This is a genomic window from Streptomyces sp. NPDC008125 (assembly GCF_042957125.1).
GTDB lineage: Bacteria > Actinomycetota > Actinomycetes > Streptomycetales > Streptomycetaceae > Streptomyces.
In genome coordinates this window covers 1-23,645 of sequence record NZ_JBIBHR010000016.1, presented here as the reverse complement: position 1 = coordinate 23,645, position 23,645 = coordinate 1, and the positions used below count along the sequence as shown (strand labels likewise).

The following is a 23,645-nucleotide window of genomic DNA, read 5'->3' as shown; positions in this document are numbered from 1 at the left end:
AGTCCCTGCTACCGTCGGCCGGGCGGACCGCACGGCCCGCACCCAAGACACCAGGTACGGGCAAGAGGGGTAGCGCGATGAGCGGCAACAGCGCCGGGCGGGCGTTCATAGGGTCTTTCACCACCGCGGGCGGACAGGGCATCACCGTCGCGGAGGTGGACCGGGAGACCGGCGCGCTCACGGTGGTCGGCTCGACCGACACCGTCCCCGACCCGTCGTTCCTCGTGGCATCGGCCGACGGCACGATCCTCTACGCCGTCAGCGAGGCGTCCGAGGGCGCAGCCGCCGCTCTCGACATCACCGGAGAGGTGCCCCGGCTCATCGGCGGCTGCCTGCGCTCGGTGAACGGCGACGGACCGACCCACCTCACCCTCGCGAAGAACCACCTGGTCACCGCGAACTACGGTTCCGGCAGCGTCACCGTGCTGCCGCTCCGGGAGGACGGATCACTGCGCGCCGCCGTCTTCGTCGAACAGCACGAGGGCAGCGGCCCCGACCCCGAACGGCAGACGGAACCGCACGCCCACCAGGTGCTGCCCGACCCGTCCGGCGACTGGTTGCTCAGCGTGGACCTCGGCACCGACTCGGTGTACGTCGGCGCCGTCGACCCGGTCACCGGCGAACTGCGCCCCCACGGGGAGACTGCGCTGCGCCCCGGTACCGGACCCCGTCACCTCGCCTTCCACCCGGCGGGCGGCCACGCCTACGTACTGAACGAGCTGGAGCCGACCCTCACCGTCTGCCGCTGGGACGCGGCCTCCGGCGTCCTGGAGCCGCTCCACGAGGTTCCGGTGCTGCCCGAGGAGGCGGTCGGGGCTCCGGACCGCACGTACCCGTCCGAGGTCGTCGTCTCGCTCGACGGACGGTTCGTCTGGACCGCCAACCGGGGGCACGACAGCATCTCCGTGCTCACCGTGGACGGGACGGGCGAGAAGGCGCAGCTGGTCGCGTCCGTCCCCTGCGGCGGCAACTGGCCGCGCGACCTGGCGCTCGACCCCACCGGGCAGTGGCTGTACGCGGCCAACGAGCGCTCCGGAGACGTCAGCTGGTTCGCCGTCGACCAGGAGACCGGGGTGCCGAGCCACGCGGGCTCGATCGACGCACCGGCCGCCTCCTGCGTCCTCTTCGTCTGAGCCCGGATCCGAGCCCGCGTCCGACAGCACCGCGCGGTGCTGTCGGACGCGCGCGATCAGTGCGCCGGGACGCCCTGGGGCACCGCCGGAGAGATGCCGAGCGCCGAGGCGTACAGGGACAGCACGAGCTTGCCGATCGCCGGGTACGCGCCGAGCGGCTCGGCCGTCGCGCAGCCCGCCTCCTTCGCCGCCGCGTCCAGCAGGCCCGTGTCGACCTCGGGACCCACCAGATAGGGGGCCAGTGCGAGCTGGACGGAACCCGCGTTCTTCAGCTGGTCCGCGATCGAGGACACCGAGCCCTCCACGTCCAGCGCCGCGGCCATCACGGGCACGGCCAGCCGGGCGGCCAGCAGCATGCCGGTGATCCCGGCGGCCTTCACGGCCTCGTCGCCGCCCACCGTGGCCAGCACGATGCCGTCGGCGGCGGTGGCGACGGTGAACAGCCGGGCACGGTCGGCACGCGCCAGACCGGCCTCCGACAGCCGCACGTGCAGCGCCTCGGCCAGCAGCGGGTGCGGCCCCAGCACGTCGGTCAGCTCGACCTGCGTGCCGCTCTCCATGACCGCCTGCCGTATCCGGCGGATCAGGGCGCTGTCGGGTCCCGCGAGCAGCGGAACCACCACGGCGGAAGGGCCCTCGGGCGCAGGGACCGCGCGGCCCGCGGCGGTGGCCTGCTCGTACGCCGCGACGCGCTCGGTGGCCTGCTGGGCGAGCACGGAGGCGAGCGCCGGGAATTCCTCGTCGTCGCCTTCGAGGTAGCCGATGACCGCGTTGAGGCCGGGCAGCTCGGAGCGGGCGATGCTGATGACTTCCTCGGCCACGCTCCGGGAGGCCGGGGAAGGGGTGCCGGGAACGGCGAGAACGAGCGCGGCAGCGCCCTCGGGTGCGACCACGGGCTCCGGGCGGCGGTGCCGTCCGGACTGGCGAGGTCGCGGCATTCGTACAGGCAGGCCGGAAGCGGGCCCAGTGGGGGTGCTCATGGCGCCGCATGCTACTGGTTTTGGTTGCCCCCTCGTTCAGGGAGGGTCCAGCGGGGCGTTATCTGTCCGTTTATGTCCGATGAGCGACAAAACGGTCAACTGCCCCGCTCTGTCTGGTCTCCGTGGTTGTGTCTCAGCTGCCGCCGAGGCCGTCGCCGACGACGTGCAGCAGGGTCGGGTGGCGGGGCAGCCGAAGATCCGACCTGGCCAGAGCCCGTGCGATCAGCAGCGAACCGGCGAGCGGGTCTCCGGCGGCGGGCACCAGGGACGCGTGCGGCAGCAGCTGCTCCAACTCCTCGCGCAGCGGCCCGAGCAGCGGATCGCCCATCCGGAACAGGCCACCCGTAAGAGCTACTTCGGCGGCTTCCCCGCCCGAGTCCGTGGTACGGTCCCTGGTTCCGGACTCCGTGGGGCGCTGCCCGGTTCCGAAGTCCCCCACCCGCGGACACACGGCAGCGGCCGACTCGGCGATGTGCGTGGCCGCACGGCGCAGGATCGACGCGGCGACGGCGTCCTCCTCGGCGCACGCGGCGACCTCGGGGGCGAACGACGCGAGCAGGGCGGGCCGGTCGGCGCGGGGATAGAGCAGGCCGGGCAGACCGGCCGCCGGGCCGAACACGGCACGCAGCCGGGCCAGCAGGGCGGGAGAGCCGCCGCGCCGGCCGTCGTGCGCGCGCAGCGCGGCGTCCAGGCCCTCCCGGCCGATCCACGCGCCGCTCCCGCTGTCGCCCAGCAGATGCCCCCAGCCGTCCGCCCGCCGCCACGCGCCGAGGTCGGTGCCGAGCGCGATCATTCCGGTGCCGCCCGCGACGACGGCGCCCGGACGCTGCCCGAGCGCACCCGCGTACGCGGTCACCCCGTCCGCGGCGAGAGCCAGCAGGGGGCCCCCGAGCGAAGCGGCCAGCGCCCGCGGGAGCCGTGCGCGCAGATCGTCGCCCAGGGTCGCCATCCCGGCGGCCCCCACCACGAGCGCCGCGACGCGTACGGCTCCGCCGGACACCCGCCCACCGGTGACGTCACGCGTCAACCGGTCGACGGCCGGGAGGAGCCGGCCCAGCAGATGGTCGGCGTCGATGCCGCCGGGGCCGGTACGCACGGGCTCGGGGCAGACGGTCGTGGCAGCGGGAACGGACGCGTCGGCCGTACCGAGCGCGACCCGGAGCCCGGACCCGCCGGAGTCCACCCCGACCACGTACGCCTCGGCGCCCGGCGTCACGGCAGCTGCCAGTCCACCGGCTGCGCCCCCTGGCGCTCCAGGAACTCGTTGACCCGGCTGAAGGGGCGCGAGCCGAAGAAGCCGCGGTCCGCCGACATCGGAGAGGGGTGCGCGGACTCGATGGCCGGATAGGCGCTCAACTGCGGTCGCAGCCTGCGGGCGTCCGCGCCCCAGAGCACGGAGACCAACGGGGTGCCGCGCGCGGCGAGCGCCCGGATCGCCTGCTCGGTGACTTCTTCCCAGCCCTTGCCGCGGTGGGCGCCCGGACGGCGCGGCGCCGTGGTCAGAGCCCTGTTGAGGAGAAGCACCCCCTGGCGGGTCCAGGGCGTCAGGTCGCCGTTGGACGGCCGGGGCAGTCCGAGGTCGCTGTGCATCTCGCGGAAGATGTTGTCGAGGCTTCCCGGCACCGGACGCACGTCCGGCGCCACCGCGAAACTCAACCCGATCGCGTGACCCGGCGTCGGATACGGGTCCTGACCCACGATCAGGACCCGTACGTCGGCGAAGGGTTGCTGGAACGCCCGCAGGACGTTCGCGCCGGACGGGAGGTACGTGCGACCCGCGGCTATCTCCGTACGGAGGAAGTCGCCCATGGCCGCGATGCGCCCGGCCACCGGTTCGAGGGCTTCGGCCCAGCCGGGTTCGATGATCTCTTTCAACGGTCGTGCTGCCACGGGCGCACTCTACTGGGCGTACGACCGGAACGATCAACTGCCCGGTCGGTACGCGTGCTGCCCGGTGGTGTCGGCGGCCGGTACGCGCCGCGGCGTCACGGCACCAGGGTCGTGGCCCGGACGCAGAGCACGTCCGGCAGATGCGCGGCGAGTTGCGTCCAGCTGTCGCCGTCGTCCGCGCTGGCGAACACCTCGCCGTTGCGGTTGCCGAAGTAGATTCCCGCGGGGTCTGCGCCGTCCGTGCAGAGCGCGTCGCGCAACACCGTTCCGTAGTGGTCGCCCTCCGGCAGCCCCCGCGACAGCGGCTCCCAGCTCGCCCCCGCGTCGCCGGTACGGAACACGCGGCAGCGGTGCTGCGCGGGCACCCGGTCGATGTCGGCGTTGATCGGGAAGATGTAGGCGGTCCCGCCCCGGCGGGGATGCGCCACCGCCGCGAAGCCGAAGTCGGACGGCAGGTCCGCCCCGATGTCCGTCCACCGGTCGCCCCCGTCGTCGCTGCGGAACACGCCCCAGTGGTTCTGCAGATAAAGACGGTCGGGATCGGCCGCGTCGCGGGTGACCTTGTGCACGCACTGGCCGAACTCCGGTTGCGGGTCGGGCAGATGGGCCGCGGACACCCCCCTGTTCGCGGGCTCCCAGCTCTCGCCCCCGTCGCCGGTCCGGAACACGCCCGCCGTGGAGACGGCGACCGTGACGGCCCGGGGGTCGCGCCGGTCGGTGAGGATGGTGTGCAACCCCTCGCCCCCGCCGCCCGGAACCCAGCGCGAACGCGTCGGGTGCTCCCAGAGTGCCCGGACCAGTTCGAAGGACTCGCCCCGGTCCTCCGAGCGGAACAGGGCGGCGGGCTCGGTCCCCGCGTAGACGACGTCCGGCGCCTCGGGACCGGCTGGCTGCAGCTGCCAGACGCGCTCCAGGGACGCTCCGGTGAACTCCGGGAACTTCACCGCGGGCCGGGTGGGCTCCACCCAGGTCGCGCCGAGGTCGTCCGAGTGGAAGACGGACGGCCCCCAGTGCGAGCTGTCCCCGCCCACCAGCAGCCGCGGTGCCGGGCCGCGGGTGTCGATGGCGATCGAATAGATGGCCTGCGCGTTGAAATGGGGGGCGCCGAACTCCCACGTGCCGTGGTGTCTGCGCCCGATGAAGAGTCCCTTGCGCGTGCCCACCGTGAGCAGAACGTCGGTCATGGCCGAACCTCCCGAAACGCCGTAATTGCCGGATGCAGGCCAGTTTGCACCTGTACGCGGGGGGTTGGGTGGCCGCCGGGCCGGTGAGGCCCCGGGGCGGTGGGGTGCGGGGCGCCGGGCGGCGGCGCACGCCGGCCCGGACGTACTGATGGGGCGGATGCGGCGGATGTGCTGGAATGCCGGGGCGGGCCCGGTATCCAGATCGCGCGGCCCCGGAGCGGGAGCGGAGCACCAGGATGAGCAGCGGGTTCGAGGACGCCGAGGGGCGCACGGCGGCCTGGGAGGTGGAACCCGGCACGCCGGGAGATCCGCTCCGGGTCGGGCTCAGGATCGTGGCCCCCGACCGGCGCCTGGATCTCGGGTGCACCGCTGCGGCGGCCCGGGAACTGGCGGCGGCGCTCCTGGCCGCAGCCGACCTGGTGGAGCGTTCCAGTCCGTCCGGGCCCGTCATCGTACGGGCGGACGAGCTGCTCCGGGGCGACGTGCGCGACGGCCCGCGGGTGATGACCGTGGAGGGCGCCAGGGTCGACGGGGGGAGCGTCCATGTCACCTGGACGTCCGGGGGCGGCCGGAGCTGGACGCAGGTCTACGACGCCGCGACGCCGATCACCCTGCGGCGACGGCTCCGGGCGGAGGGCTGACGGCGGAGGGCCGGAGGCTCGGGGCCGAGGGCGGAGGGCGGGGCGCCGAAACATCCCTCTGCGCGCTCGGCTGCACACGTCCCTGTGCGCACGGCTGTATGAACGCCGTAAGACGATCTCCTTAGTTCGCCGATCGTCGTAGTACGGTGGATCTCGTACTAACGTCGTCGGCGCCCTACGCCCGACGGCGCGGTCGTTCCTGCGAAACGGAGTCCGGCGTGAGCGCCCTTTTCGAGCCCTACGTCCTGCGGTCGGTGACCGTGCCCAACCGCGTCTGGATGCCGCCGATGTGCCAGTACAGCGCGGCGCCGACCGGCCCGGACGCCGGAGTGCCCAACGACTGGCACTTCGCGCACTACGCCTCCCGTGCGGTCGGTGGCACCGGCCTCATCCTGGTGGAGGCGACCGGGGTCAGTCCCGAGGGCCGCATCAGCCCCGCCGACCTCGGCATCTGGAACGACCGCCAGGTGGAGGCGTTCCGGAAGATCACTTCCTTCCTGGCCGCACAGGGGACGGTGTCCGGCATTCAGCTCGGTCACGCGGGTCGCAAATCGTCGACCGAGGCGCCCTGGCTCGGTGGTGGCGCGCTGTCCGAGACGGACGGCGGCTGGCAGCCGCTCGGACCCAGTCCGCTGGCGTTCGATGAAGGAAGCCCCGTCCCGGCCGAATTGACGGTCGATCAGATCAAGGAAGTGGTAGGCCAGTTCGCCGACGCCGCTCGGCGCGCACTCGCCGCCGGCTTCCAGGTCGTCGAGATCCACGGTGCCCACGGCTACCTGATCGGGGAGTTCCTCTCTCCGCACAGCAACCACCGCACCGACGCCTACGGTGGCTCCTTCGAGAACCGCACCCGCTTCGCGCTCGAAGTCGTCGACGCCGTACGGGAGGTGTGGCCCGAGGAACTGCCGCTCTTCTTCCGCATCTCCGCGACGGACTGGCTCACCGAGAACGCGGACGACCCGCGCGAGGGCTGGACCGGCGACGACACCGTCCGCTTCGCACACGACCTCAAGGCGCACGGCGTCGACCTGCTCGACGTCTCCACCGGTGGCAACGCGCCCCGCGCGGAGATCCCCGTGGGCCCCGACTATCAGGTTCCCTTCGCCGAGCGCGTCCGGACGGAGACGGGGCTGCCTGTCGCCGCGGTCGGTCTCATCACCGAGCCGGTGCAGGCCGAGAAGATCCTCGTCGACGGCCGGGCCGACGCCGTCCTCATCGGCCGGGAACTGCTGCGCGACCCCTACTTCGCCCGCAGCGCGGCGCGCGAAATGGGCGGCGACGTCCGCGTCCCGAACCAGTACGGCCGCTCGGTCTGACTCCGGTCCGGCCCGTAAGCGGATCCCCCGGCCCGCGACTCCTCGGGAGGTGCGCGGGCCGGGGGAGCGGCGGGCTCCTCGGTAGGCTGGCAGCGATGCCTACCACACAGGGCCCCACCTTCCGCGAACTCGCCGTCCAGGCGCTCTCCTCGACCGAGCGCGGCTACGACCTGATCGCACCGAAATTCGACCACTCGCCCTACCGCACCCCGGACCGCGTCCTCGACGCCGTGACCGGGGCACTCCGGCCGCTCGGGCCGTTCGCCCGCGGGCTGGACGTCTGCTGCGGCACCGGCGCGGGTATCGGTGTACTGCGCCAGGTGTGCCACGAGCGGGTCACCGGCGTCGACTTCAGCGCGGGCATGCTCGCCGTCGGCCGGTCCTCGCTGCCGGACGCGGCGGCGGGCCCGGGCGGGGCGACAAAGGCCCCGGCCGGAGCGACAAAGCCCCCGGCCGGAGCGACAAGGGCCCGGGCCGGAGGTGAGGAGCCCAAGGCCGCCCCGCCCGGGCCCGTGGTCGACTGGGTGCGGGCCGACGCCAGGGCTCTGCCCTTCGCGCCGGCCTTCGACCTCGCCCTGAGCCTCGGCGCGTTCGGCCACTTCCTGCCGCACGAACGCCCCGCGCTCTTCGCCCAGGTGCGCGCCTCGCTCCGGCCCGGCGGACGGTTCGTCTTCCCGGTGGGCGCGCCGCCCGCCGTCGGCTCGCGCGGGTACTGGACGCTCCTCGGTTTCGACGCGGCGATGCGCGTGCGCAACGCCCTGTGGCACCCGCGCTTCATCATGTACTACCGCACGTTCCGGCTGCCCGACGTGCTCGACGACCTCGCGGCCACCGGATTCTCGGTGCGTCTGAGCTCCCTCCCGGACCTGGGGACGCGTCCGGACGGCAGTCCGCGGGCCCGGCTCGTCGTGGCCACCGCGCGATGACCCGTACCGCGTGGCCGCCCACGCGGCTTTCGTACCATGGAGACCTTCGGACGAAGTGGAGCCCACCGTGACCCCCGCCAGCGACACCGTTCCGGCCGCGTCCCTCACCCGGGGACGCCTGGCGGCGGCCGGCGGTGCCCGCGTGCTCGCCCATCCCGCGCTGGACGAGATCCGGCTGGAGCACGTACTGCACGCGCTGTCCGATCCGATACGGCTCCGCATCGTCCGGCAGATGGCTGTCGCCTCGACCGGGCTGGTCTGCTCGTACTTCGAACTCCCGGTCGCCAAGTCCACTCTGACGCACCACTTCCGCGTGTTGCGGGAGAGCGGGGTCATCCGCCAGATCTACCGGGGCACCGCGAAGCTGAGCGAACTGCGCGGCGCGGACCTGGAGAAGCTCTTCCCCGGCCTGCTCGACAGCGTCCTGCGGGCGGCCGACGAGGAAGCGGCACGACTTCCGGGAGCCTGACCGGTGAAGCATCCGGCCTGAACGACGGGCGCGCGAACCCGGTTCCGGTGGCGGATCAGGTCTGCAGCGCCCGCATCCGGTCGATCTCCGCGGCCTGCTGTGCGGCGACGTCGGTGGCCATCTCCTCCACCCGGACGTTGTTGCCGTCGGTGAGCGCCGCTGTGGCCATCGTGATGGCCCCCTGGTGATGGGTGATCATCAGGGTGAGGAAGAGCTGGTCGAAGCCGTTGCCCCGTGCGGCCTTCAGCCGCGTCAGCTGCGCCTCGGTCGCCATGCCGGGCATCGCGGCGTGATCGTGTGCCGCACGCTGTTCGCCGTCGTTGTCCTTCAGCCAGCCTCGCATGGCCTCGATCTCCGGCTTCTGCCCGGCCGCGATGCGCTCCGCGAGCCGGCGCACCGAGGGCGAGGTGGCGTGCTGCGCGGCCAGATCCGTCATCACGAGAGCCTGTTGGTGATGGTGGATCATCCTCTGCACGTACTGGAAGTCGGCGGAGTTCGGGGTGTCGGTGACCGCCTCCTTCCGCGCCTCGTCCGCCGTCAGGGTTCTGGCCTTCTCGCCAGGCTTCCCGGGGGCGACGACGCTCTGGCCCGTGGTCTTCCGGGACGACGTCTCCTCGTCCGCGTCGCACGAGGAGAGGACGAGTACGGACACGGCGGCGACCGTGGCCACGGCAAGGGCCGCCGCACGCGGGCGGGACGTCTGTCGGTCGAACAGCACGGCGGCCTCCGTTGCCAAAGGGAGTGTTGGTGACCAACAACTAGCATGCTTCCGCGCCACGTTGATCAAAAACTTTCATTACGTCTCTGTTGCCTTCTGTTGATGTGTACATGGAAGAAGCCATACTTCCGAGGACCGAGAACCGTTCGACCCCGAACGGCATCAAGGGAGGAAGAAGTGACCTTGTTGCACACCACCAGCGTGCGACGGAGACGACTGGGCGCGGCAGCCGCCGCGGTCGGGCTCCTCGCGACGCTGTTGACAGCCACCAGCGCCGTCGCGTCGCCCGGACCCGCGAACACCACCACGAGTGCGGTCGCGACGGTGTCGTCGGACACCCGCGCCCGGGCGGAGGCGGCCATCGCGAGGGGCGACATACCCGGCGTCGACGAGATCGTCCACAGCGACAACATCGAGCACCTCGTCAACGTGCCGAAGGACGCGCTGCAGGGCATCAACACGGACCTGGCCTTCCAGGGAAAGTACGCCTTCGCCGGCAACTTCGACGGTTTCCGCATCTTCGACATCGCCAATCCGAAGAAGCCGAAGACCGTCGCCCAGGTGCTCTGCCCCGGCTCGCAGAACGACATCTCGGTCTCCGGTGACCTGCTCTTCCTCTCCACCGACTCCTCGCGCAGCGACAACTCCTGTGCCAGCACCACCCAGCCCGCCACCGAGAAGTCGTCGTGGGAGGGCATCAAGGTCTTCGACATCAGCGACAAGCGCCACCCTGAGTACGTCGCCTCCGTCGAGACGGCCTGCGGCTCGCACACCCACACGATCGTGCCGAAGCGCAACGACGTGTACGTGTACGTGTCCTCGTACTCGCCCAACGCGACGTTCCCGGACTGCCAGCCGCCGCACGACGGTATCTCCGTCATCAAGGTGCCGCGCAGGGCGCCCGAGCAGGCCCGGATCGTGAACTTCCCGGTGCTCTTCCCGGACGGCGGCAACCCTGGGGCTCCGGAGAACCCGGGTGTCGCCAAGACCACCGGCTGCCACGACATCACCGTGCTGCCTTCCCAGGACCTCGCGGCGGGCGCCTGCATGGGTGACGGCCTGCTCTTCTCCATCAAGGACCCGGCCAACCCGAAGATCATCGACCGGGTGCAGGACAACGTGAACTTCGCGTTCTGGCACTCGGCCACCTTCAGCCAGGACGCCGACAAGGTCGTCTTCACCGACGAGCTCGGCGGCGGCGGCGCGGCCACCTGCAACGAGGAGACCGGACCGAACCGGGGCGCCGACGGCATCTACGACATCGTCGGCAAGGGCGATCACCGCAAGCTGGTCTTCCGCAACTACTTCAAGATCGACCGCTATCAGGCCGACGTCGAGGTCTGCGTCGCCCACAACGGTGCGATCATCCCGGCCAAGGGCCGGGACCTGATGGTCCAGGCCTGGTACCAGGGCGGCATCTCCGTCTGGGACTTCACCGACTCCAGCAAGCCCAGGGAGATCGCGTACTTCGAGCGCGGCCCCGTCAACCTCGACGCCGTCACCACGGCCGGCTCCTGGTCGGCGTACTACTACAACGGCTACATCTACTCGAACGACATCGCGAAGGGCCTGGACGTCCTCGCCCTGCACGACCGCAGGACCGACCCCGCGAAGCGGGTCCGGCTCGACGAGCTGAACGTCCAGACGCAGCCCGACTACTTCGCCCGCTGACTCACCGCCACATCAACGGCGTGGCAGAAGGGGGAAGTCGCCACACGGTCCGCCCGGTCTCGGTCCGGCGGACCGTGTGGCTTCACCCGTCACCCGTCCCCGGCATCCGACACGGGGCGGACGACGGAGTAATGCGTTGACCGGTGAGTAGGGGCGGGGAGATGCTGGAACCGCCGATTTCCGGCGGCGCGGGGGACCGCCGGAATCGGATCAGCTTCCGGAGCCCAGGCGATGCTCCATGCAGACGAGCTCACGCCGGTCCTCCCAGGACTCGACGGCGGTGAAGCCGAGGCGGACGTACAGCGCGATCGCGCCGGCCCGCCAGTTCCAGACGGAGAGACGCACCGTGCGGGCGCCGTTCCTCCCGGCCGCCGCGAGCGCCTCCCGGAGCAGACCGGACGCCACGCCGCCGCCGCGGAAGGCGGGGCCGACCCACAGCCGCTTGATCTCCGAGCGCCCGTCTCCGTCGGGGGCGGTCAGGATCGCGCACCCCACGGCGGTGTCGCCGGCGAGGGACAGCAGGACGAGGTCACCGGCGAACGCGGTGGCCGGTGACCGGATCTCGGAGAGATACCGCTCGGGAAGGTCCTCCGGGCGCGTCACCCCCAGGCCCTTCTCCTCCTCCGTGCGCAGATGGTAGGCGGTGAGGAGATCGGTGAGGCCGTGCGCGGGAGACAGCTCGGCGCCGGGAAGGTGCAGGATGCGGAGAGCAGGCCGGTCGTTCATCCCGGGATCATCGCAGCAGGCCCGACGACGGATGCGCCCGGGCCCGCCCGGCGGTTCAGGCCGCCGACCGCCGGGCGCTCGTTCCCGTCGCGGCGGCCCATTCGACCAGCAGCCCCTGGTACGTCGCCTCGTCCGACGCGGACAGCACGAGGCCGTCCGAGCGCTGCAGCAGATCGCGGATCTCCTGGTTGATCACTGCGGCAGGACGGACGGAACGGGACGGAGTGGTAGGACGGGACATGTCCACCAGGCTACGGCGCCGAAAGCGGCGATCCGGCCGCCGGACGGGCGGGACATCTCACACCCGGCGCACCTCACACCGCCCCGTTGCCCGCCGGTGTCACCAGCCCCAGGCGCCGCAGCCCGTCCGGCCGCTCGGTCACCGGCAGGTGGTCCACGAAGCGCACCCCGCACCCCAGTGCGGCGGCGCCGCCGTCCGCGTGACGGTCGTCACCGACCATCACCACGTCCTGGGGACGCAGGGAGAGGCGCTCGCACGCGGTACGGAAGAGCCGCACATCCGGCTTCTGCACTCCGTGCTCGAACGAGAGGACGTACGTGTCCACGAACTCGTCCAGCCCATGGGCCCGGAAAACCGGGCGCAGGTCCCACCCGATATTGCTGACCACTCCGACCGCCGTGCCGTTCGCCCGCAGACCACGCAGCACCTCGGCCGCGTCCGGGTAGGGGAGCCAGGCGTCCGGCGACATGTGGCGCGTGTAGAGGGCGTCGTGCGTCCCCTCCCCGGGCAGCTCGACCTCGCGCGCAAGCCCCGAGTACGCGGCGCGGTGCAGCTCGGCGCTCACGTCGCGCGCCGCGTACGCCTCGGCCAGCGCGGCCGGTACGCGCACGGGGCTCGGCCCACCCGGCAGGGCTCCGGCCTCCGTCAGCTCGTGCACGTACCGGGCGAAGCTCTCCTCATCGGTCTTCGTGCCCTGCCCGTCGAAGACCGCGCGGAGCCAGGAGGAGACCGACTCGATGCGGAAGAGGGTCCCGGAGAAGTCGAAGAGCACGCCCTTGATCGTCATGGGGCCGATCCTGCCGCCCTCAGGACCGGGGTGACAAATTCCCCGCCCCGTTCCGGCCGCCGCCCGACCGGGCGCGGACCACCGTGTGGCCCGCCACCGAGAACGCCACCACGCTCACCCCGAGCAACACCCCGGCCACCACGTCCGAGAGCCAGTGCACCCCCAGATAGACCCGGGTGAAGGAGACACCCGCGACCGAGACACCCGCCAGAACGACGCATGCCAGGGAGGCGCAGGCCACCGGGACCGCCGCCTCCCGGACCGGGGGAGCGGGCCGCGCCCGCCACAACAGCCACAGCAGCAGGCCGCCCGCCACCGTCGCCGACATCGCGTGGCCCGAGGGGAACGCCGCGTACTGCGCGGAATCAACCGGATCCTGCCAGTGCGGGCGGTCCCGGCCCACGGCCGCCTTGACGCCCTGCTGGAGGAGGGCGGAGAAGAGCATGGTCGCTGCGACCCAGCCGGCGAGCAGCCGGGCCCCGCGCCACCACAGCGCCACGACGGCGACCGCGATCAGGGCGCGTGCGGTCCACGGATCCCACACCCAGTCCGTCAGCACCCGGGCGACCCGTACCTCCCCGGGCCGGGCGACCGCACGGCGGTGGAGACCGTCGGCGACGGCGTGGTCCAGCGCCGTCAGCGGCGTCCAGGCCGTGGCCACCATCACCAGCAGGACGAGGGCGAGCACACCGCAGACCGCCCCGGTCCGCACGGCGCGCGTGACCGTCGCCGGTCCGGAGGGCCGCGCCGGGGGAGAGGCAGGAGAGGACATACGGCAATTTTCGCCGCGACTGCCCGCATTCCGGCGGATGCGGCCCCGCACGGACGGTTGATTCCGGCCAGGACCGACCCGTGTCCCCAGGCCGTCCGACCCTTCGCGTCGGATCACCGGACGCCGACCGCCCGACGGGAACAGCCGGGAACAGCCGGGAACAGCCGGGAACGGCCGGCGCCGGTCGGGTACGGCCTACGGTCGCAGCGTGCCGAGTGCCGGTACGAACGCCACCAGCAGGGGCACGACCGGGACCAGCGAGGCCGCGGCGGTGAGCCGGAGCCGGTGCCCGGCGGTGAGTCGTTCCACCGGCTCCAGCAGCCTGTTGACGCGCCGCGGCACCTGTCCGTCGTGGGCGCGGCACGGATCGAACACGCCCCGGTCCTCGTTGAGTCCGACCAACGCGAGGGCGGTCGTCAGCCGGCCGAAGCGCCGGGAGGCCATGTCGTCGGCGGCCAGTTCGACCAACCGATGCATCTCGTCGCGGAACGCGGCGAAGACCGGTACCTGAGGGAAACCGTTCGCCAACGCCGCCGAGCAGTGCAGCAGCCAGTCGTGCCGGGCCCGGGCGTGCCCCTGCTCATGGGCGAGGACCGCGTCCAGCTGACGGCCCTTCAGGCGTCCCAGTGCCGCGGTGGTGACGACGAGCCGGGGCGTCGGTCCGGGCAGCCACCAGGCGTCCGGGTGTCGGCCCTCCAGGATGACCAGCCGCTCGTCGCCCGGCTTCTCGCCGTCCAGCAGCGGGGAGCGGACCAGGAGTTCGGTGCGGCGCAGACGCCGGCGGGTGCGCGCGCGGCGCACCTCGCGCAGCAGCATCGCCCCGCTCCACACACCTGCCGAGGCCAGCACCACGGCCACCACCGCCGACCAGGGGTCGTACCCGGCCAGCGCGTATGCCTCGACCACCGCGTGCGGGGCCGGTGCGAAGACGTGGCCCCGGACCGCCTGCCACGCCGCGGCCGCGCTGAACGTCATCGACAGGGCGAAGGAGACCAGTACTCCGGCGACCACGCACTGCCAGACCCACAGCGCCACCACGGGCTCGCGCTCCGGCCACCGGGCCCGCGCCATCAGGCGGGGAGCCACCACGGCGGTCAGTGCGCCGAGCGACAGCAGGGCGAGGGAGACCAACATGCGGTCAGCCTATGAGCGCGCGGAAGGCGCCGATACGGCTCCGGCCGTCAAGTGACGTACGCCACGGCGCGCGGACGCATGGGAGCGCACGACGCGGACTTGGGCACGACGCAGGAGCGCCTCGCCCGGCCGTCGCGTCAGAGGCCCGCCAGCATCGCGAGCATGGCCAGGCCCATCGTCACCCGGCAGGCGAGCGCCAGTTCGGGCCGTGCGCGCCGGCTCCCGGTCACCGGGGCCGTACCCGCACCCGCACCTGCGGCGACGGGTATCAGACGCCCGGCGGCGCCCAGCACGTAGAGCGCGTAGTAGACGAGGAGCGCCCCGGTGAGCAGGGGCAGACCCGCCCCTGTGCCCATCCCGGCGTGTCCGGCGTGAGGGCCGCCGCCGGGTCCGGGCGCCGTGGAAGGGGCCATGGTCACGGCCATGTAGACCATCGCCAGGGAGCCGACCAGATGGTGGAGATGGTGCCCGCCCCGGCGTGCCGACCAGGCCGACCGTACGGCGGCCCCGCCGAACAGCACGGCGTACGCCGCCCACGCCCACCCGGGGGGTGTGAGCAGAGCGGCCGGAACGGCCATCGCGGCCATGCCGAACCCCATGAGTGCCTCGGCGTGAGCGACTCGCCGCTCCTCCCCGGTTCCGGCGCGCGCCCGCAGCAGGCAGTAGGCGCCCGTCGCCGCGCACAGCACCATGAGCAGCCAGCCGGACAGCGCCGGTCCGTGCACAGCGCACCTCCCCCTCCGGTGTGCCAAAGCTGTCCCGTACTCGATTCCCGGCGTGCTGCCGCGACAACCCGGCGCACAGTGGCGCGTGGGGTGCACAAGGGGGAGTGACCGGGTTCGTGGTGGGCTCGGGCGGCCGGGTTACCCTCGTGCGCGGCGCCGGAGCAGAGGTCCGGCGACGAAGCAGAGCACCGCCCGGCGGGGGCCCGAGGGCCCCTGTCGCGCCGGGCGGAGAAACGGAGACCGTTCCATGGAGATCGCCCCGCCGCGCGTCACGCACCGGCTCACCTTCCGCGACGCGGCCGAGGACGACGTGCCGGCGCTCGTGGAGCTGGTCGAGTCCGCCTACCGGGGAGAGTCCAGCCGCACGGGCTGGACCACCGAGTCGCACATCCTCGAAGGCCGTCGGACCAACGACGAAGAGGTGCGCGGGATCATCGCGGCCTCCGGCGGACGCCTGATCGTGGCCGAGCAGGACGACGCGATCGTCGCGTGCTGCCAGCTCGAACACCGGGGCGAGGCGGCCTACTTCGGCATGTTCTCGGTCCGGCCGGGCCATCAGGGCGCCGGACTGGGCAAGACCGTCATCGCCGAGGCGGAGCGGGTGGCCCGCGAGGAGTGGGGCGCCACCGAGATGCACATGACGGTGATCTCCGTGCGCGCCGAGCTGATCGCCTTCTACGAGCGCCGCGGGTACAGCCGTACGGGCCGGATGAGCCCCTTCCCGTACGGCGACGAGCGCTTCGGCGTCCCGCTCCGCGACGACCTGGAGTTCGAGCTGCTGGTCAAGGTGCTCCGCTGAGGGCTGTCCCGATTCCGCTCCCGCACGGGTGAAGGTCCACGCCGCGCGGCGGGGACCTTCACGTTTCTCCGCTCGCCCGGCCACGCTCAGGCCCCGATGATCTCCGGGCGGTCGGTCGTCGCGCCGTCGAGCCCGAACGCCCGCACGAGAGCGAGCTGTCCGGGAGTGTTCACCACCCATGCGATGACGCGAAGCCCGGCCGCGCGCGCCTGCTCCACGGTCTCCAGCGTCAGCCGCCGGATGTTGAGCGCGAGCGTGTCCGCCCCCGCCGCCCGCGCGCGGTCCACCACGTCCGGGCCCCAGCGGCTCGCGATCAGCACGGTCGGCACACCCGGCAGAAGCTCGGCGATCTCCGCGACCGCCTCGTCGTGGAAGGACGACACCTCCACCCGGCCCGCCAGGCCCCGCCGGGTGATCACCTCGGCCAGCGCCCGGGCCGCCGCGACATCCTTGATCTCCGCCTGGACCGGCGAACCCACCGCGTCGAGCACCTCCTCGAAAAGGGGGATCCGCTCGCCCTGTCCGGCGTCCAGCTCGCGCAGCTCCGCCAGCGTCCTGTCCGCGATCCGGCCCGTGCCGTCGGTCGTGCGGTCCACTTCCGCGTCGTGCATCACCACGAGAGCGCCGTCCTTGCTCAGGTGCAGGTCCAGTTCGACGGCGTCCACCCCCGCCCGCTCCGCCCGGACGAAGGACCGCAGGGTGTTCTCCGGCTCGACGCCCATGAGCCCGCGATGACCGATGGTGACGAAGGGCAAGGCACTCTCCTGATTCCTCGCGTGGCCCGGCACGTTCCTCGCCCCGTTCCGGCTGCCGGGGGCGTACCTACCCAGCCTTCGAGGCGGCACGACACGAGTGACGGAAGTAACGTGGTTGTGAGCAGTAGCAGGAAAATCATCGGTGACCATGGGGTCGAGCAGGATAATTTATTGGATGTCACTTGTCCCGGGGAACCGTGCCCGGATACGCTCGCCGAACGCGAGGCCCTGTGGAGGAAACGGTTATGACGGAAATTCTGGTACACGACGCCCCCGGCAGCGGCGTGGTCGCGGCCGAGCGGGTGGTCGACCACCCGGCGTGGCCCGTGCTCAGGAATGCCGTGGAGGAGATCAGGCCCTGGCAGTCCAAGGACGGCTCGATCGACTTCGAGTCCGAGGGCGCCCCCACGGCCGCCGTCGTGGGCGTCACTCTCGACCGGGTCGTCGGCGCGCTGGAGGAGCTCTCCCCGCTGCTGCCGCACGACGCCGCCTATCACCGCGCCCTCGTCGGCGATCTGCGCCGCTGGGCCGAGGGCGGCTTCGGGGTGCCGGACTTCCTTGACTCCCTGCTCGCCTTCCAGCCGGCCAGGAACCGGGCGGACGGCCTCCAGCACCTCGTCGTCTTCGCGATGTACACGCAGAACGGCAACCCCGACCGCAACCTCGAAGCGGTCGTGCTCCGCATGGTCTGGCCCGAGTGGCTCGCCGACCTGGAGGCGACCCGCTACGACAACCCCCTGTTCTGCGGCATCACCTTCGAGGACTTCACCTCCGGGTACGACACCAACTCCGCGGTGCTCTTCCCGGAGACCATCGCCGTGCGCGAGGCCCCCGAGCGCTTCAGCTGGGGCGGCATCTTCTGCGACCGCGAGGCCGCGCGCTTCCGCAGGGTCACCAAGGCCGCGGTCGACCTGCTCGGCCTGGAGCTCCCGGCGGACATCCAGGAGATGGTCGGCGACCAGCGGCGCTGCGAGCAGGCCTTCGTACTCTGGGACATGGTCCACGACCGCACCCACAGCCACGGCGACCTGCCGTTCGACCCCTTCATGATCAAGCAGCGCCAGCCGTTCTGGATGTACGGACTGGAGGAGCTGCGCTGCGACCTCACCGCCTTCAAGGAGGCGGTGAAGCTGGAGGCCGACGGCTTCCCGCAGGGCCGCGACGTCCAGTACGCCGTGCTCTTCGACCGCATGTTCCGCTTCCCCGTCACCGGTGAGCGGGTGCGCAACTACGACGGCCTCGGCGGACAGCTGCTCTTCGCCTACCTCCACAAGCACGACGTGGTCCGCTGGACGGACAACACCCTGAAGATCGACTGGGACCGTGCCCCGCAGATCACCAATCAGCTCTGCGGTGAGATCGAGAAGCTCTACCGCGACGGTATCGACCGCCCCAAGCTCGTCCACTGGTTCGCCGCGTACGACCTGGTCGCGGAGTATCTCGCCCCGCACCCGGGCTCGCGCTGGGCCAAGGGTCCCGATGCCCTGGACCTGACACTGCCGCCGCGTAAACTCGTGGACGACGTGCTTGCGGACGAGTTTCCCCTGAGCATGTTCTATGAGGCGCTCTCCAAAAAACTGAAGCACGTGATCGCGTCCACGGTGGGGATCACCGCGGCGAGCGCCGGGCAGGTGGCCGCGTGAACGAGGGTCCCAAGGAGGCGGTGGCCATGAACGGTGTCCGTAGCGGAACCGGCCCGCTCGAAGGCGCGGTGATCGCGGTGGCCGGCGCGGCCGGTCCGGCGGGCCGCGCCACGCTGCTCCGCCTCGCCGAGGCCGGTGCGACCGTGGTCGGGGCCGACGCCCACCCGGAGCGGCTCGCCGAGGCGGTGGACGCCGCGCGGTACGCGCACGGCGGGGCCGCCGTCACCGGGGAGACCGTCGACCTGCTCGACCCGGACGCCGCCCGCGAGTGGGCGGACAAGACGGAGACGGAGTTCGGCCGGATCGACGGCCTGGTCCACCTCGTCGGCGGCTGGCGGGGCAGCGCGAACTTCGCCGACACCAATCTCTCCGACTGGGACGCGCTGGAGAAGCTGCTCGTCCGCACCGTGCAGTCCACCTCCCTCGCCTTCCAGGCGGGCCTGCAGCGCAGCGACCGGGGCCGTTACGTCCTGATCAGCGCCTCCGGTGCGACCCGGCCCACTGCGGGAAACGCGGCGTACGCGGCGGCGAAGGCCGCCGCCGAGGCGTGGACCCTCGCCCTCGCCGACGCCTTCCGCAAGGCGGGGGGCGAGGAGGGGCCCAGGACGGCGGCTGCGATCCTGATCGTGAAGGCACTGGTGCACGACGCCATGCGCGCCGAGCGCCCGACTGCGAAATTCGCGGGATTCACCGACGTGACGGAACTGGCCGAGGCCATCGCCGGCGTCTGGGAGCGTCCCGCCCCCGATGTGAACGGAAAGCGCCTGTGGCTGACCCCGCAACCGTAACGACCGACGCGCGTCGTCATCACGACCCGGAGATACGCGGCTTCGCCAGTGACAACTACGCGGGCACCCACCCGGAGATCCTGGCCGCCCTCGCCCTCGCCAACGACGGCCACCAGGCCGCCTACGGCGGGGACGCGTACACCGACCACCTCCAGGACGTCGTACGCGGCCACTTCGGCGAGGCCGCCGAGGCCTACCCGGTCTTCAACGGAACCGGCGCCAACGTCGTGTCCCTCCAGGCCCTGGCGGACCGCTGGGGCGCGGTGATCTGCGCGGAGTCCGCGCACATCAACATGGACGAGGGCGGGGCCCCGGAACGCGTGGGAGGGCTGAAGCTGCTCACCGTTCCGGCCCCGGACGGCAAGCTGACGCCCGCGCTCATCGACCGCCAGGCGTACGGCTTCGACGACGAGCACCGCGCGATGCCCCAGGTGGTCTCGATCACCCAGAGCACCGAGCTCGGCACCCTGTACACCCCCGAGGAGATCCGCGAGATCTGCGACCACGTCCACGGACTCGGGATGAGGGTCCACCTCGACGGTTCCAGGATCGCCAACGCGGCGGCCTCCCTCGACCTGCCGATGCGCGCCTTCACCACCGACGCGGGCGTCGACGTGGTCTCCCTGGGCGGCACCAAGAACGGCGCGGTCTTCGGCGAGGCCGTCGTGGTGCTCGACCCCGACGCGGTCCGCGCGATGAAGCACCTGCGCAAGACGTCGATGCAGCTCGCCTCCAAGATGCGCTTCGTCTCCGTGCAGCTGGAAGCCCTGTTCGCGGGTGACCTCTGGCTGCGCAACGCCCGGCACGCCAACGCGATGGCCCAGCGCCTCGCCGAGGGCGTCCGCGCCCTGGACGGAGTGGAGATTCTCTACCCCGTGCAGTCCAACGGCGTCTTCGCCCGGCTGCCGCACGACGTGGCCGAGCGGCTCCAGAAGCGCTTCCGCTTCTACTTCTGGGACGAGGCAGCGGGGGACGTCCGTTGGATGTGCGCCTTCGACACGCGCGAAAGCGACGTGGACGCCTTCCTCGGGGCGCTCGCCGAAGAACTGAAGAGCTGAGGTCCGCGACGTAGGCTCGCATGCATGAAAATGCGGCCGACCGGAAAAGTATTTGCTTTCGGTCGGCCGCGCTTCTATGGTCGGCGCGCATGGAACTGATCCAGGAGTACCCGGACCTCGACGCCTATCTCGCGGTGGACGAGGCGATCGACCACCGCCATCCGTACGTGCGGGAGACCGCGCAGCGCCTCGGAGCCGAGACCAGCGACGCATACGCATACGCCGAGGCCGCGTTCATCTTCGTCCGGGACACCATCCCGCATTCCGCGGACTCGGGGGACTCCCGGGTCGCCTGGCGCGCCTCCGACGTCCTGGCCACCCGGAACGGCATCTGCTACGCCAAATCCCACGCCCTGGCCGCTCTGCTGCGGGTCGCGGGCATTCCCGCCGCGCTCTGCTACCAGAGGCTCGTGGACGAGGAGGGCGGCGTCCCCGCGGTGCACGGGCTCGTCGCCCTGCGGCTCCCGGGCCGGGACCACTGGTCCCGGATCGACCCGCGCGGCAACAAGCCCGGCGTCGACGCACGGTTCTCCCTCGACCGCGAGCGGCTGGCCTGGCCGGTGCGCCCGGCCTTCGGGGGAGTGGACTACCCGGTCCTGTACGCGAGCCCCCACCCCGCGGTGCTGGAGGTGCTCCGCCGGGCGCGCGACCGCCACGAGCTGTGGGAGACGCTGCCCGACACACTCTGAGCCACCGGACGCGGTACGTCCGGGCCCGCGCGCGTGGGCCCGCGCGGGCCGGTCGCACGGATCAGCCGCGCTCGCGGACCTCCGCCGCCGTCGGAGCCGTACCGCCCAGATGCGCGGGCACCCACCAGCTGTCGCCCGCGTCCTTCGGCCGTACGGGATAGGCGCGCTGCGCCGCTTCCAGGAGCTCCTGGACACGCTCCCGCAGCCGCCGGGTGATGGCCCCCGCGTACTGGTCCACCGGGGCCTCGACCGGGGCGCCGACCCTTATGGTCACCGGGATGTGGTTCCGACGGAAGTTGCGCGGGTGTCCCTTGGTCCAGATCCGCTGGGTGCCCCACAGCGCCATCGGGATCAGAGGAACTCCCGCTTCCTGGGCCAGCCGTGCGGCGCCCGACTTGAAGCTCTTCAGGGTGAAGGACGAGGAGATGGTCGCCTCGGGGAACACCCCGACGATCTCGCCGGACCGCAGCGAGGCCAGCGCGTGCGCGTAGGCGTCCTCACCCTGCTTCCGGTCGACCGGGATGTGCTTCATCCCGCGCATCAGCGGACCGGACACCTTGTGCCGGAACACCGACTCCTTGGCCATGAACCGGACGAGGCGCTTCTGCGGAAGGGCGGCGAGGCCGGAGAAGATGAAGTCGAGATAACTGATGTGGTTGCTGACCAGCACCGCGCCACCGGTTCTCGGGATGTTCTCCGAACCCTGAGTGTCGATCTTCAGGTCCAGCGCCTTGAACATGGTGCGAGCGGCGCCGATGACCGGTCGATAGACGAGTTCTGCCATCTGGAGAAGACTCCTTCTTCTGCGCCTGGGGGGTTCTCCCGGCGGAAGTTACGCGGCCGTAGGTTTTCGGCATTGTGGCGATGGTGCCCCATGCGCGACGCGGTGGCCAGTCCCGGTGGGGCCGGGCGGCGAGATTCTCATCACGTGCCCCTGCCGGGAATGCGCCGCCGTCCCCCGGCGCTGACCTCCTGCGAGGAACTCCGACGGAAGGACGACGGTGGACAGGACCACGGGAGCACAAAGGCTGGACGCGTCCCAACTCGGCGCGGAGCTCGGCGAACGGGCGACACTGGTGCAGTTCTCCACCGCCTTCTGCCAGCCCTGCCGCGCCACGCGCCGCACGCTCGCCGAGGTCGCGGGCATGGTCGAAGGCGTCGCCCACGTCGAGATCGACGCCGAGGCCCGTCTCGCGCTCGTCCGCCGGCTCGGCATCCGCAGCACGCCGACCGTTCTCGTCCTCGACGCCGTGGGCACGGTCGTCCGCCGCGCGGCCGGGCAACCACGCACCGTCGACGTCGTCGCCGCACTCGGACAGGCGATGTGACGGGCCGTGACACCGCTCCCACATGGCGATACACACTTGACGGTAGCGGTCGCACATCGTCAGCCTGACGTTATGCCACCGGAAATCCTTCTCTACGGCCGGGTCCACGTCGACCTGGCACGCAACGCGAGTGCGCGCTGTCCGGGTGCCTGAGCACCTACGGCCCCGTACACCCGACTCGCAGAAGGCCAATTCCATGACGGTTTCGCCCGAGCTCCGCACCGCCGTGCCCGCCTCCCCCCAGCTGCTGCGCTCCGTCTTCCGGCAGCACGCCGCCGGGGTCGCCGTGATCACCGCCTCCGGTGGGAAGCCCGTCGGATTCACCGCCACCTCACTCAACTCCGTCGCCGCCGAGCCGCCGCTGATCTCCTTCGGCGTGTCCACCACGTCCTCCAGCTGGCCCGTCGTCGCCGAGGCCGCGCACATAGGCGTGCACATACTCGCCGAGGACCAGGCCGAACTGGCCGCCACATTCGCCCGCTCCGGGGCGGACCGCTTCGGCCCGGACACCGACTGGCACCGCGGGCCCGAGGGCGTACCGCTGCTCGGCGGGGTGCTGGCGTGGCTGGTCTGCCGCGTGGTGGCCCGGGTTCCCGCGGGCGACCACTGCATCGTCATCGCCCAGGCCGAGGTCGGAGACCCCGAGGGCGGGGGCCGTCCGCTCGTCTACCACGAGGGCCGCTTCACCGCGCTGCGGGACTGACCAGGGATGCCGTCGCGGGGCGTTCCCGACCCCGGGACCCCGGGGGCGCGTCTGCGAAGTGCCTTCTGCCGGGCGACGCCCGGCTGACACGCCTACGGTGTTGTCGGATCGTCCTCGTGCATCCCGTACGAGGACGATCCTCCGCCGTGCGGGCGCGCGCACCGGACGCCCGCCCGGCCCGGCTTCCGCCCGGACGACGGCACTGTGACGCCGCGCCCCCTGGAGCCGGCCTGCTCCGGCCCGCGGCAGCCGCGATTCTCCGGCCGGCCCCGCCCGCGGCTGCCTTTCTCCGGGCCCGCCGCGTTGGCCACATCACAGTTCCAAGCGCTTGCTTACCGGGCATGTGAAGGGTGTACTGACGAGTAATATTTCGCTCGGTGTGCCGGTCGCCCTGACCGGGAAACCGCCTCCTGGGGCGCCTATGCTGCGACCGACCGAGGCAGCCCAGAATTCACGATGCAGTAGGAGAGCCGGCGTGAGCTTGAGGATCGTTGTCTGTGTGAAGTACGTGCCCGACGCGACCGGTGACCGGGGGTTCGCCGATGATCTGACGGTGGACCGTGAGGACG

General features: G+C 71.9%; 26 protein-coding genes and 1 pseudogene. 14 read left to right on the top strand and 13 right to left on the bottom strand.

The features are described from left to right. The first annotated feature begins 77 nt into the window (after positions 1-77). Positions 78-1,133 (top strand): beta-propeller fold lactonase family protein, encoded by a 1,056-nt coding sequence (locus ACFZAX_RS25400; protein WP_390964444.1) that lies wholly within the window; start codon positions 78-80, stop codon positions 1,131-1,133. Positions 1,134-1,189: 56 nt separating this feature from the next. Here the strand turns inward: ACFZAX_RS25400 and ACFZAX_RS25395 are convergent, their stop codons facing one another. The 4 genes from ACFZAX_RS25395 to ACFZAX_RS25380 all read right to left on the bottom strand — a co-directional run bounded on the left by ACFZAX_RS25395 (position 1,190) and on the right by ACFZAX_RS25380 (position 5,187). Continuing rightward, entirely contained in the window at positions 1,190-2,113 is a 924-nt protein-coding gene (locus ACFZAX_RS25395; protein ID WP_390964443.1) for a sirohydrochlorin chelatase, read from the bottom strand. A gap of 133 nt (positions 2,114-2,246) precedes the next feature. Next, entirely contained in the window at positions 2,247-3,329 is a 1,083-nt protein-coding gene (locus ACFZAX_RS25390) for a BadF/BadG/BcrA/BcrD ATPase family protein (protein WP_390964441.1), read from the bottom strand. Beyond that, positions 3,326-4,003: a uracil-DNA glycosylase gene (locus ACFZAX_RS25385; protein ID WP_390964440.1), complete on the bottom strand. Its 678-nt coding sequence runs from the start codon at positions 4,001-4,003 to the stop codon at positions 3,326-3,328. The genes ACFZAX_RS25390 and ACFZAX_RS25385 overlap by 4 nt, the downstream gene beginning before the upstream one ends. 95 nt (positions 4,004-4,098) lie before the next feature. Continuing rightward, the gene (locus ACFZAX_RS25380; RefSeq protein ID WP_390964439.1) at positions 4,099-5,187 is read right to left on the bottom strand and encodes a WD40/YVTN/BNR-like repeat-containing protein; all 1,089 of its coding nucleotides are present in this window, start codon (positions 5,185-5,187) and stop codon (positions 4,099-4,101) included. A gap of 236 nt (positions 5,188-5,423) precedes the next feature. Between ACFZAX_RS25380 and ACFZAX_RS25375 the strand changes: the two genes are divergently transcribed. The 4 genes from ACFZAX_RS25375 to ACFZAX_RS25360 all read left to right on the top strand — a co-directional run bounded on the left by ACFZAX_RS25375 (position 5,424) and on the right by ACFZAX_RS25360 (position 8,539). Then, on the top strand, positions 5,424-5,828 hold the full coding sequence (locus ACFZAX_RS25375; protein ID WP_390964438.1) for a hypothetical protein: 405 nt from the start codon (positions 5,424-5,426) through the stop codon (positions 5,826-5,828). A gap of 218 nt (positions 5,829-6,046) precedes the next feature. Beyond that, entirely contained in the window at positions 6,047-7,144 is a 1,098-nt protein-coding gene (locus ACFZAX_RS25370; protein ID WP_390964436.1) for an NADH:flavin oxidoreductase/NADH oxidase, read from the top strand. Positions 7,145-7,239: 95 nt separating this feature from the next. Further along, the gene (locus ACFZAX_RS25365) at positions 7,240-8,070 is read left to right on the top strand and encodes a methyltransferase domain-containing protein (protein WP_390964434.1); all 831 of its coding nucleotides are present in this window, start codon (positions 7,240-7,242) and stop codon (positions 8,068-8,070) included. A gap of 118 nt (positions 8,071-8,188) precedes the next feature. Beyond that, positions 8,189-8,539, top strand: a complete 351-nt coding sequence (locus tag ACFZAX_RS25360; RefSeq protein ID WP_390964652.1) for an ArsR/SmtB family transcription factor — start codon at positions 8,189-8,191, stop codon at positions 8,537-8,539. 55 nt (positions 8,540-8,594) lie between these two features. Here the strand turns inward: ACFZAX_RS25360 and ACFZAX_RS25355 are convergent, their stop codons facing one another. Beyond that, positions 8,595-9,257, bottom strand: coding sequence for a DUF305 domain-containing protein (locus ACFZAX_RS25355; RefSeq protein WP_390964432.1), 663 nt, complete (start codon positions 9,255-9,257; stop codon positions 8,595-8,597). Between the two features lie 177 nt (positions 9,258-9,434). On the opposite strand from ACFZAX_RS25355, the gene ACFZAX_RS25350 reads away from it, so the two are divergent. Then, on the top strand, positions 9,435-10,928 hold the full coding sequence (locus tag ACFZAX_RS25350; protein ID WP_390964431.1) for an LVIVD repeat-containing protein: 1,494 nt from the start codon (positions 9,435-9,437) through the stop codon (positions 10,926-10,928). A 210-nt stretch (positions 10,929-11,138) separates the two neighbouring features. Here the strand turns inward: ACFZAX_RS25350 and ACFZAX_RS25345 are convergent, their stop codons facing one another. The 6 genes from ACFZAX_RS25345 to ACFZAX_RS25320 all read right to left on the bottom strand — a co-directional run bounded on the left by ACFZAX_RS25345 (position 11,139) and on the right by ACFZAX_RS25320 (position 15,313). Beyond that, entirely contained in the window at positions 11,139-11,654 is a 516-nt protein-coding gene (locus ACFZAX_RS25345) for a GNAT family N-acetyltransferase (protein ID WP_390964430.1), read from the bottom strand. 55 nt (positions 11,655-11,709) lie between these two features. Continuing rightward, positions 11,710-11,895 (bottom strand): hypothetical protein, encoded by a 186-nt coding sequence (locus tag ACFZAX_RS25340; RefSeq protein ID WP_390964429.1) that lies wholly within the window; start codon positions 11,893-11,895, stop codon positions 11,710-11,712. 73 nt (positions 11,896-11,968) lie between these two features. After that, complete coding sequence (locus tag ACFZAX_RS25335) at positions 11,969-12,682, bottom strand: HAD-IA family hydrolase (protein WP_390964427.1); 714 nt, start codon at positions 12,680-12,682, stop codon at positions 11,969-11,971. Between the two features lie 19 nt (positions 12,683-12,701). Then, positions 12,702-13,454: a phosphatase PAP2 family protein gene (locus tag ACFZAX_RS25330; protein WP_390964425.1), complete on the bottom strand. Its 753-nt coding sequence runs from the start codon at positions 13,452-13,454 to the stop codon at positions 12,702-12,704. A gap of 195 nt (positions 13,455-13,649) precedes the next feature. After that, positions 13,650-14,588 (bottom strand): M48 family metalloprotease, encoded by a 939-nt coding sequence (locus tag ACFZAX_RS25325; protein ID WP_390964424.1) that lies wholly within the window; start codon positions 14,586-14,588, stop codon positions 13,650-13,652. A gap of 137 nt (positions 14,589-14,725) precedes the next feature. After that, complete coding sequence (locus ACFZAX_RS25320; RefSeq protein WP_390964422.1) at positions 14,726-15,313, bottom strand: DUF5134 domain-containing protein; 588 nt, start codon at positions 15,311-15,313, stop codon at positions 14,726-14,728. Between the two features lie 247 nt (positions 15,314-15,560). Here ACFZAX_RS25320 and ACFZAX_RS25315 point away from each other — a divergent pair, with 247 nt between their 5' ends. After that, positions 15,561-16,112, top strand: a complete 552-nt coding sequence (locus ACFZAX_RS25315) for a GNAT family N-acetyltransferase (protein WP_390964420.1) — start codon at positions 15,561-15,563, stop codon at positions 16,110-16,112. Positions 16,113-16,198: 86 nt separating this feature from the next. Here ACFZAX_RS25315 and ACFZAX_RS25310 read toward each other — a convergent pair whose 3' ends face one another. Continuing rightward, the gene (locus ACFZAX_RS25310) at positions 16,199-16,834 is read right to left on the bottom strand and encodes a glycerophosphodiester phosphodiesterase family protein (RefSeq protein WP_390964651.1); all 636 of its coding nucleotides are present in this window, start codon (positions 16,832-16,834) and stop codon (positions 16,199-16,201) included. Between the two features lie 278 nt (positions 16,835-17,112). Between ACFZAX_RS25310 and ACFZAX_RS25305 the strand changes: the two genes are divergently transcribed. The 4 genes from ACFZAX_RS25305 to ACFZAX_RS25290 all read left to right on the top strand — a co-directional run bounded on the left by ACFZAX_RS25305 (position 17,113) and on the right by ACFZAX_RS25290 (position 21,045). Then, positions 17,113-18,510, top strand: a complete 1,398-nt coding sequence (locus ACFZAX_RS25305; RefSeq protein WP_390964419.1) for a DUF6421 family protein — start codon at positions 17,113-17,115, stop codon at positions 18,508-18,510. A gap of 26 nt (positions 18,511-18,536) precedes the next feature. Beyond that, positions 18,537-19,298: an SDR family NAD(P)-dependent oxidoreductase gene (locus ACFZAX_RS25300; RefSeq protein ID WP_390964650.1), complete on the top strand. Its 762-nt coding sequence runs from the start codon at positions 18,537-18,539 to the stop codon at positions 19,296-19,298. Then, positions 19,277-20,356: a beta-eliminating lyase-related protein gene (locus tag ACFZAX_RS25295; RefSeq protein WP_390964417.1), complete on the top strand. Its 1,080-nt coding sequence runs from the start codon at positions 19,277-19,279 to the stop codon at positions 20,354-20,356. The genes ACFZAX_RS25300 and ACFZAX_RS25295 overlap by 22 nt, the downstream gene beginning before the upstream one ends. Before the next feature lie 89 nt (positions 20,357-20,445). Then, positions 20,446-21,045: a transglutaminase domain-containing protein gene (locus ACFZAX_RS25290; RefSeq protein ID WP_390964416.1), complete on the top strand. Its 600-nt coding sequence runs from the start codon at positions 20,446-20,448 to the stop codon at positions 21,043-21,045. Positions 21,046-21,106: 61 nt separating this feature from the next. On the opposite strand, the gene ACFZAX_RS25285 is transcribed toward ACFZAX_RS25290, so the two are convergent. After that, positions 21,107-21,829 (bottom strand): 1-acyl-sn-glycerol-3-phosphate acyltransferase, encoded by a 723-nt coding sequence (locus tag ACFZAX_RS25285; protein WP_390964414.1) that lies wholly within the window; start codon positions 21,827-21,829, stop codon positions 21,107-21,109. Between the two features lie 217 nt (positions 21,830-22,046). On the opposite strand from ACFZAX_RS25285, the gene ACFZAX_RS25280 reads away from it, so the two are divergent. From ACFZAX_RS25280 to ACFZAX_RS25270, 3 genes and pseudogenes are all read left to right on the top strand, one after another. Then, entirely contained in the window at positions 22,047-22,373 is a 327-nt protein-coding gene (locus ACFZAX_RS25280; RefSeq protein ID WP_390964412.1) for a thioredoxin domain-containing protein, read from the top strand. A gap of 196 nt (positions 22,374-22,569) precedes the next feature. After that, entirely contained in the window at positions 22,570-23,076 is a 507-nt protein-coding gene (locus tag ACFZAX_RS25275; protein WP_390964411.1) for a flavin reductase, read from the top strand. Between the two features lie 475 nt (positions 23,077-23,551). Then, positions 23,552-23,645, top strand: a pseudogene (locus ACFZAX_RS25270) (electron transfer flavoprotein subunit beta); the annotation flags it as partial.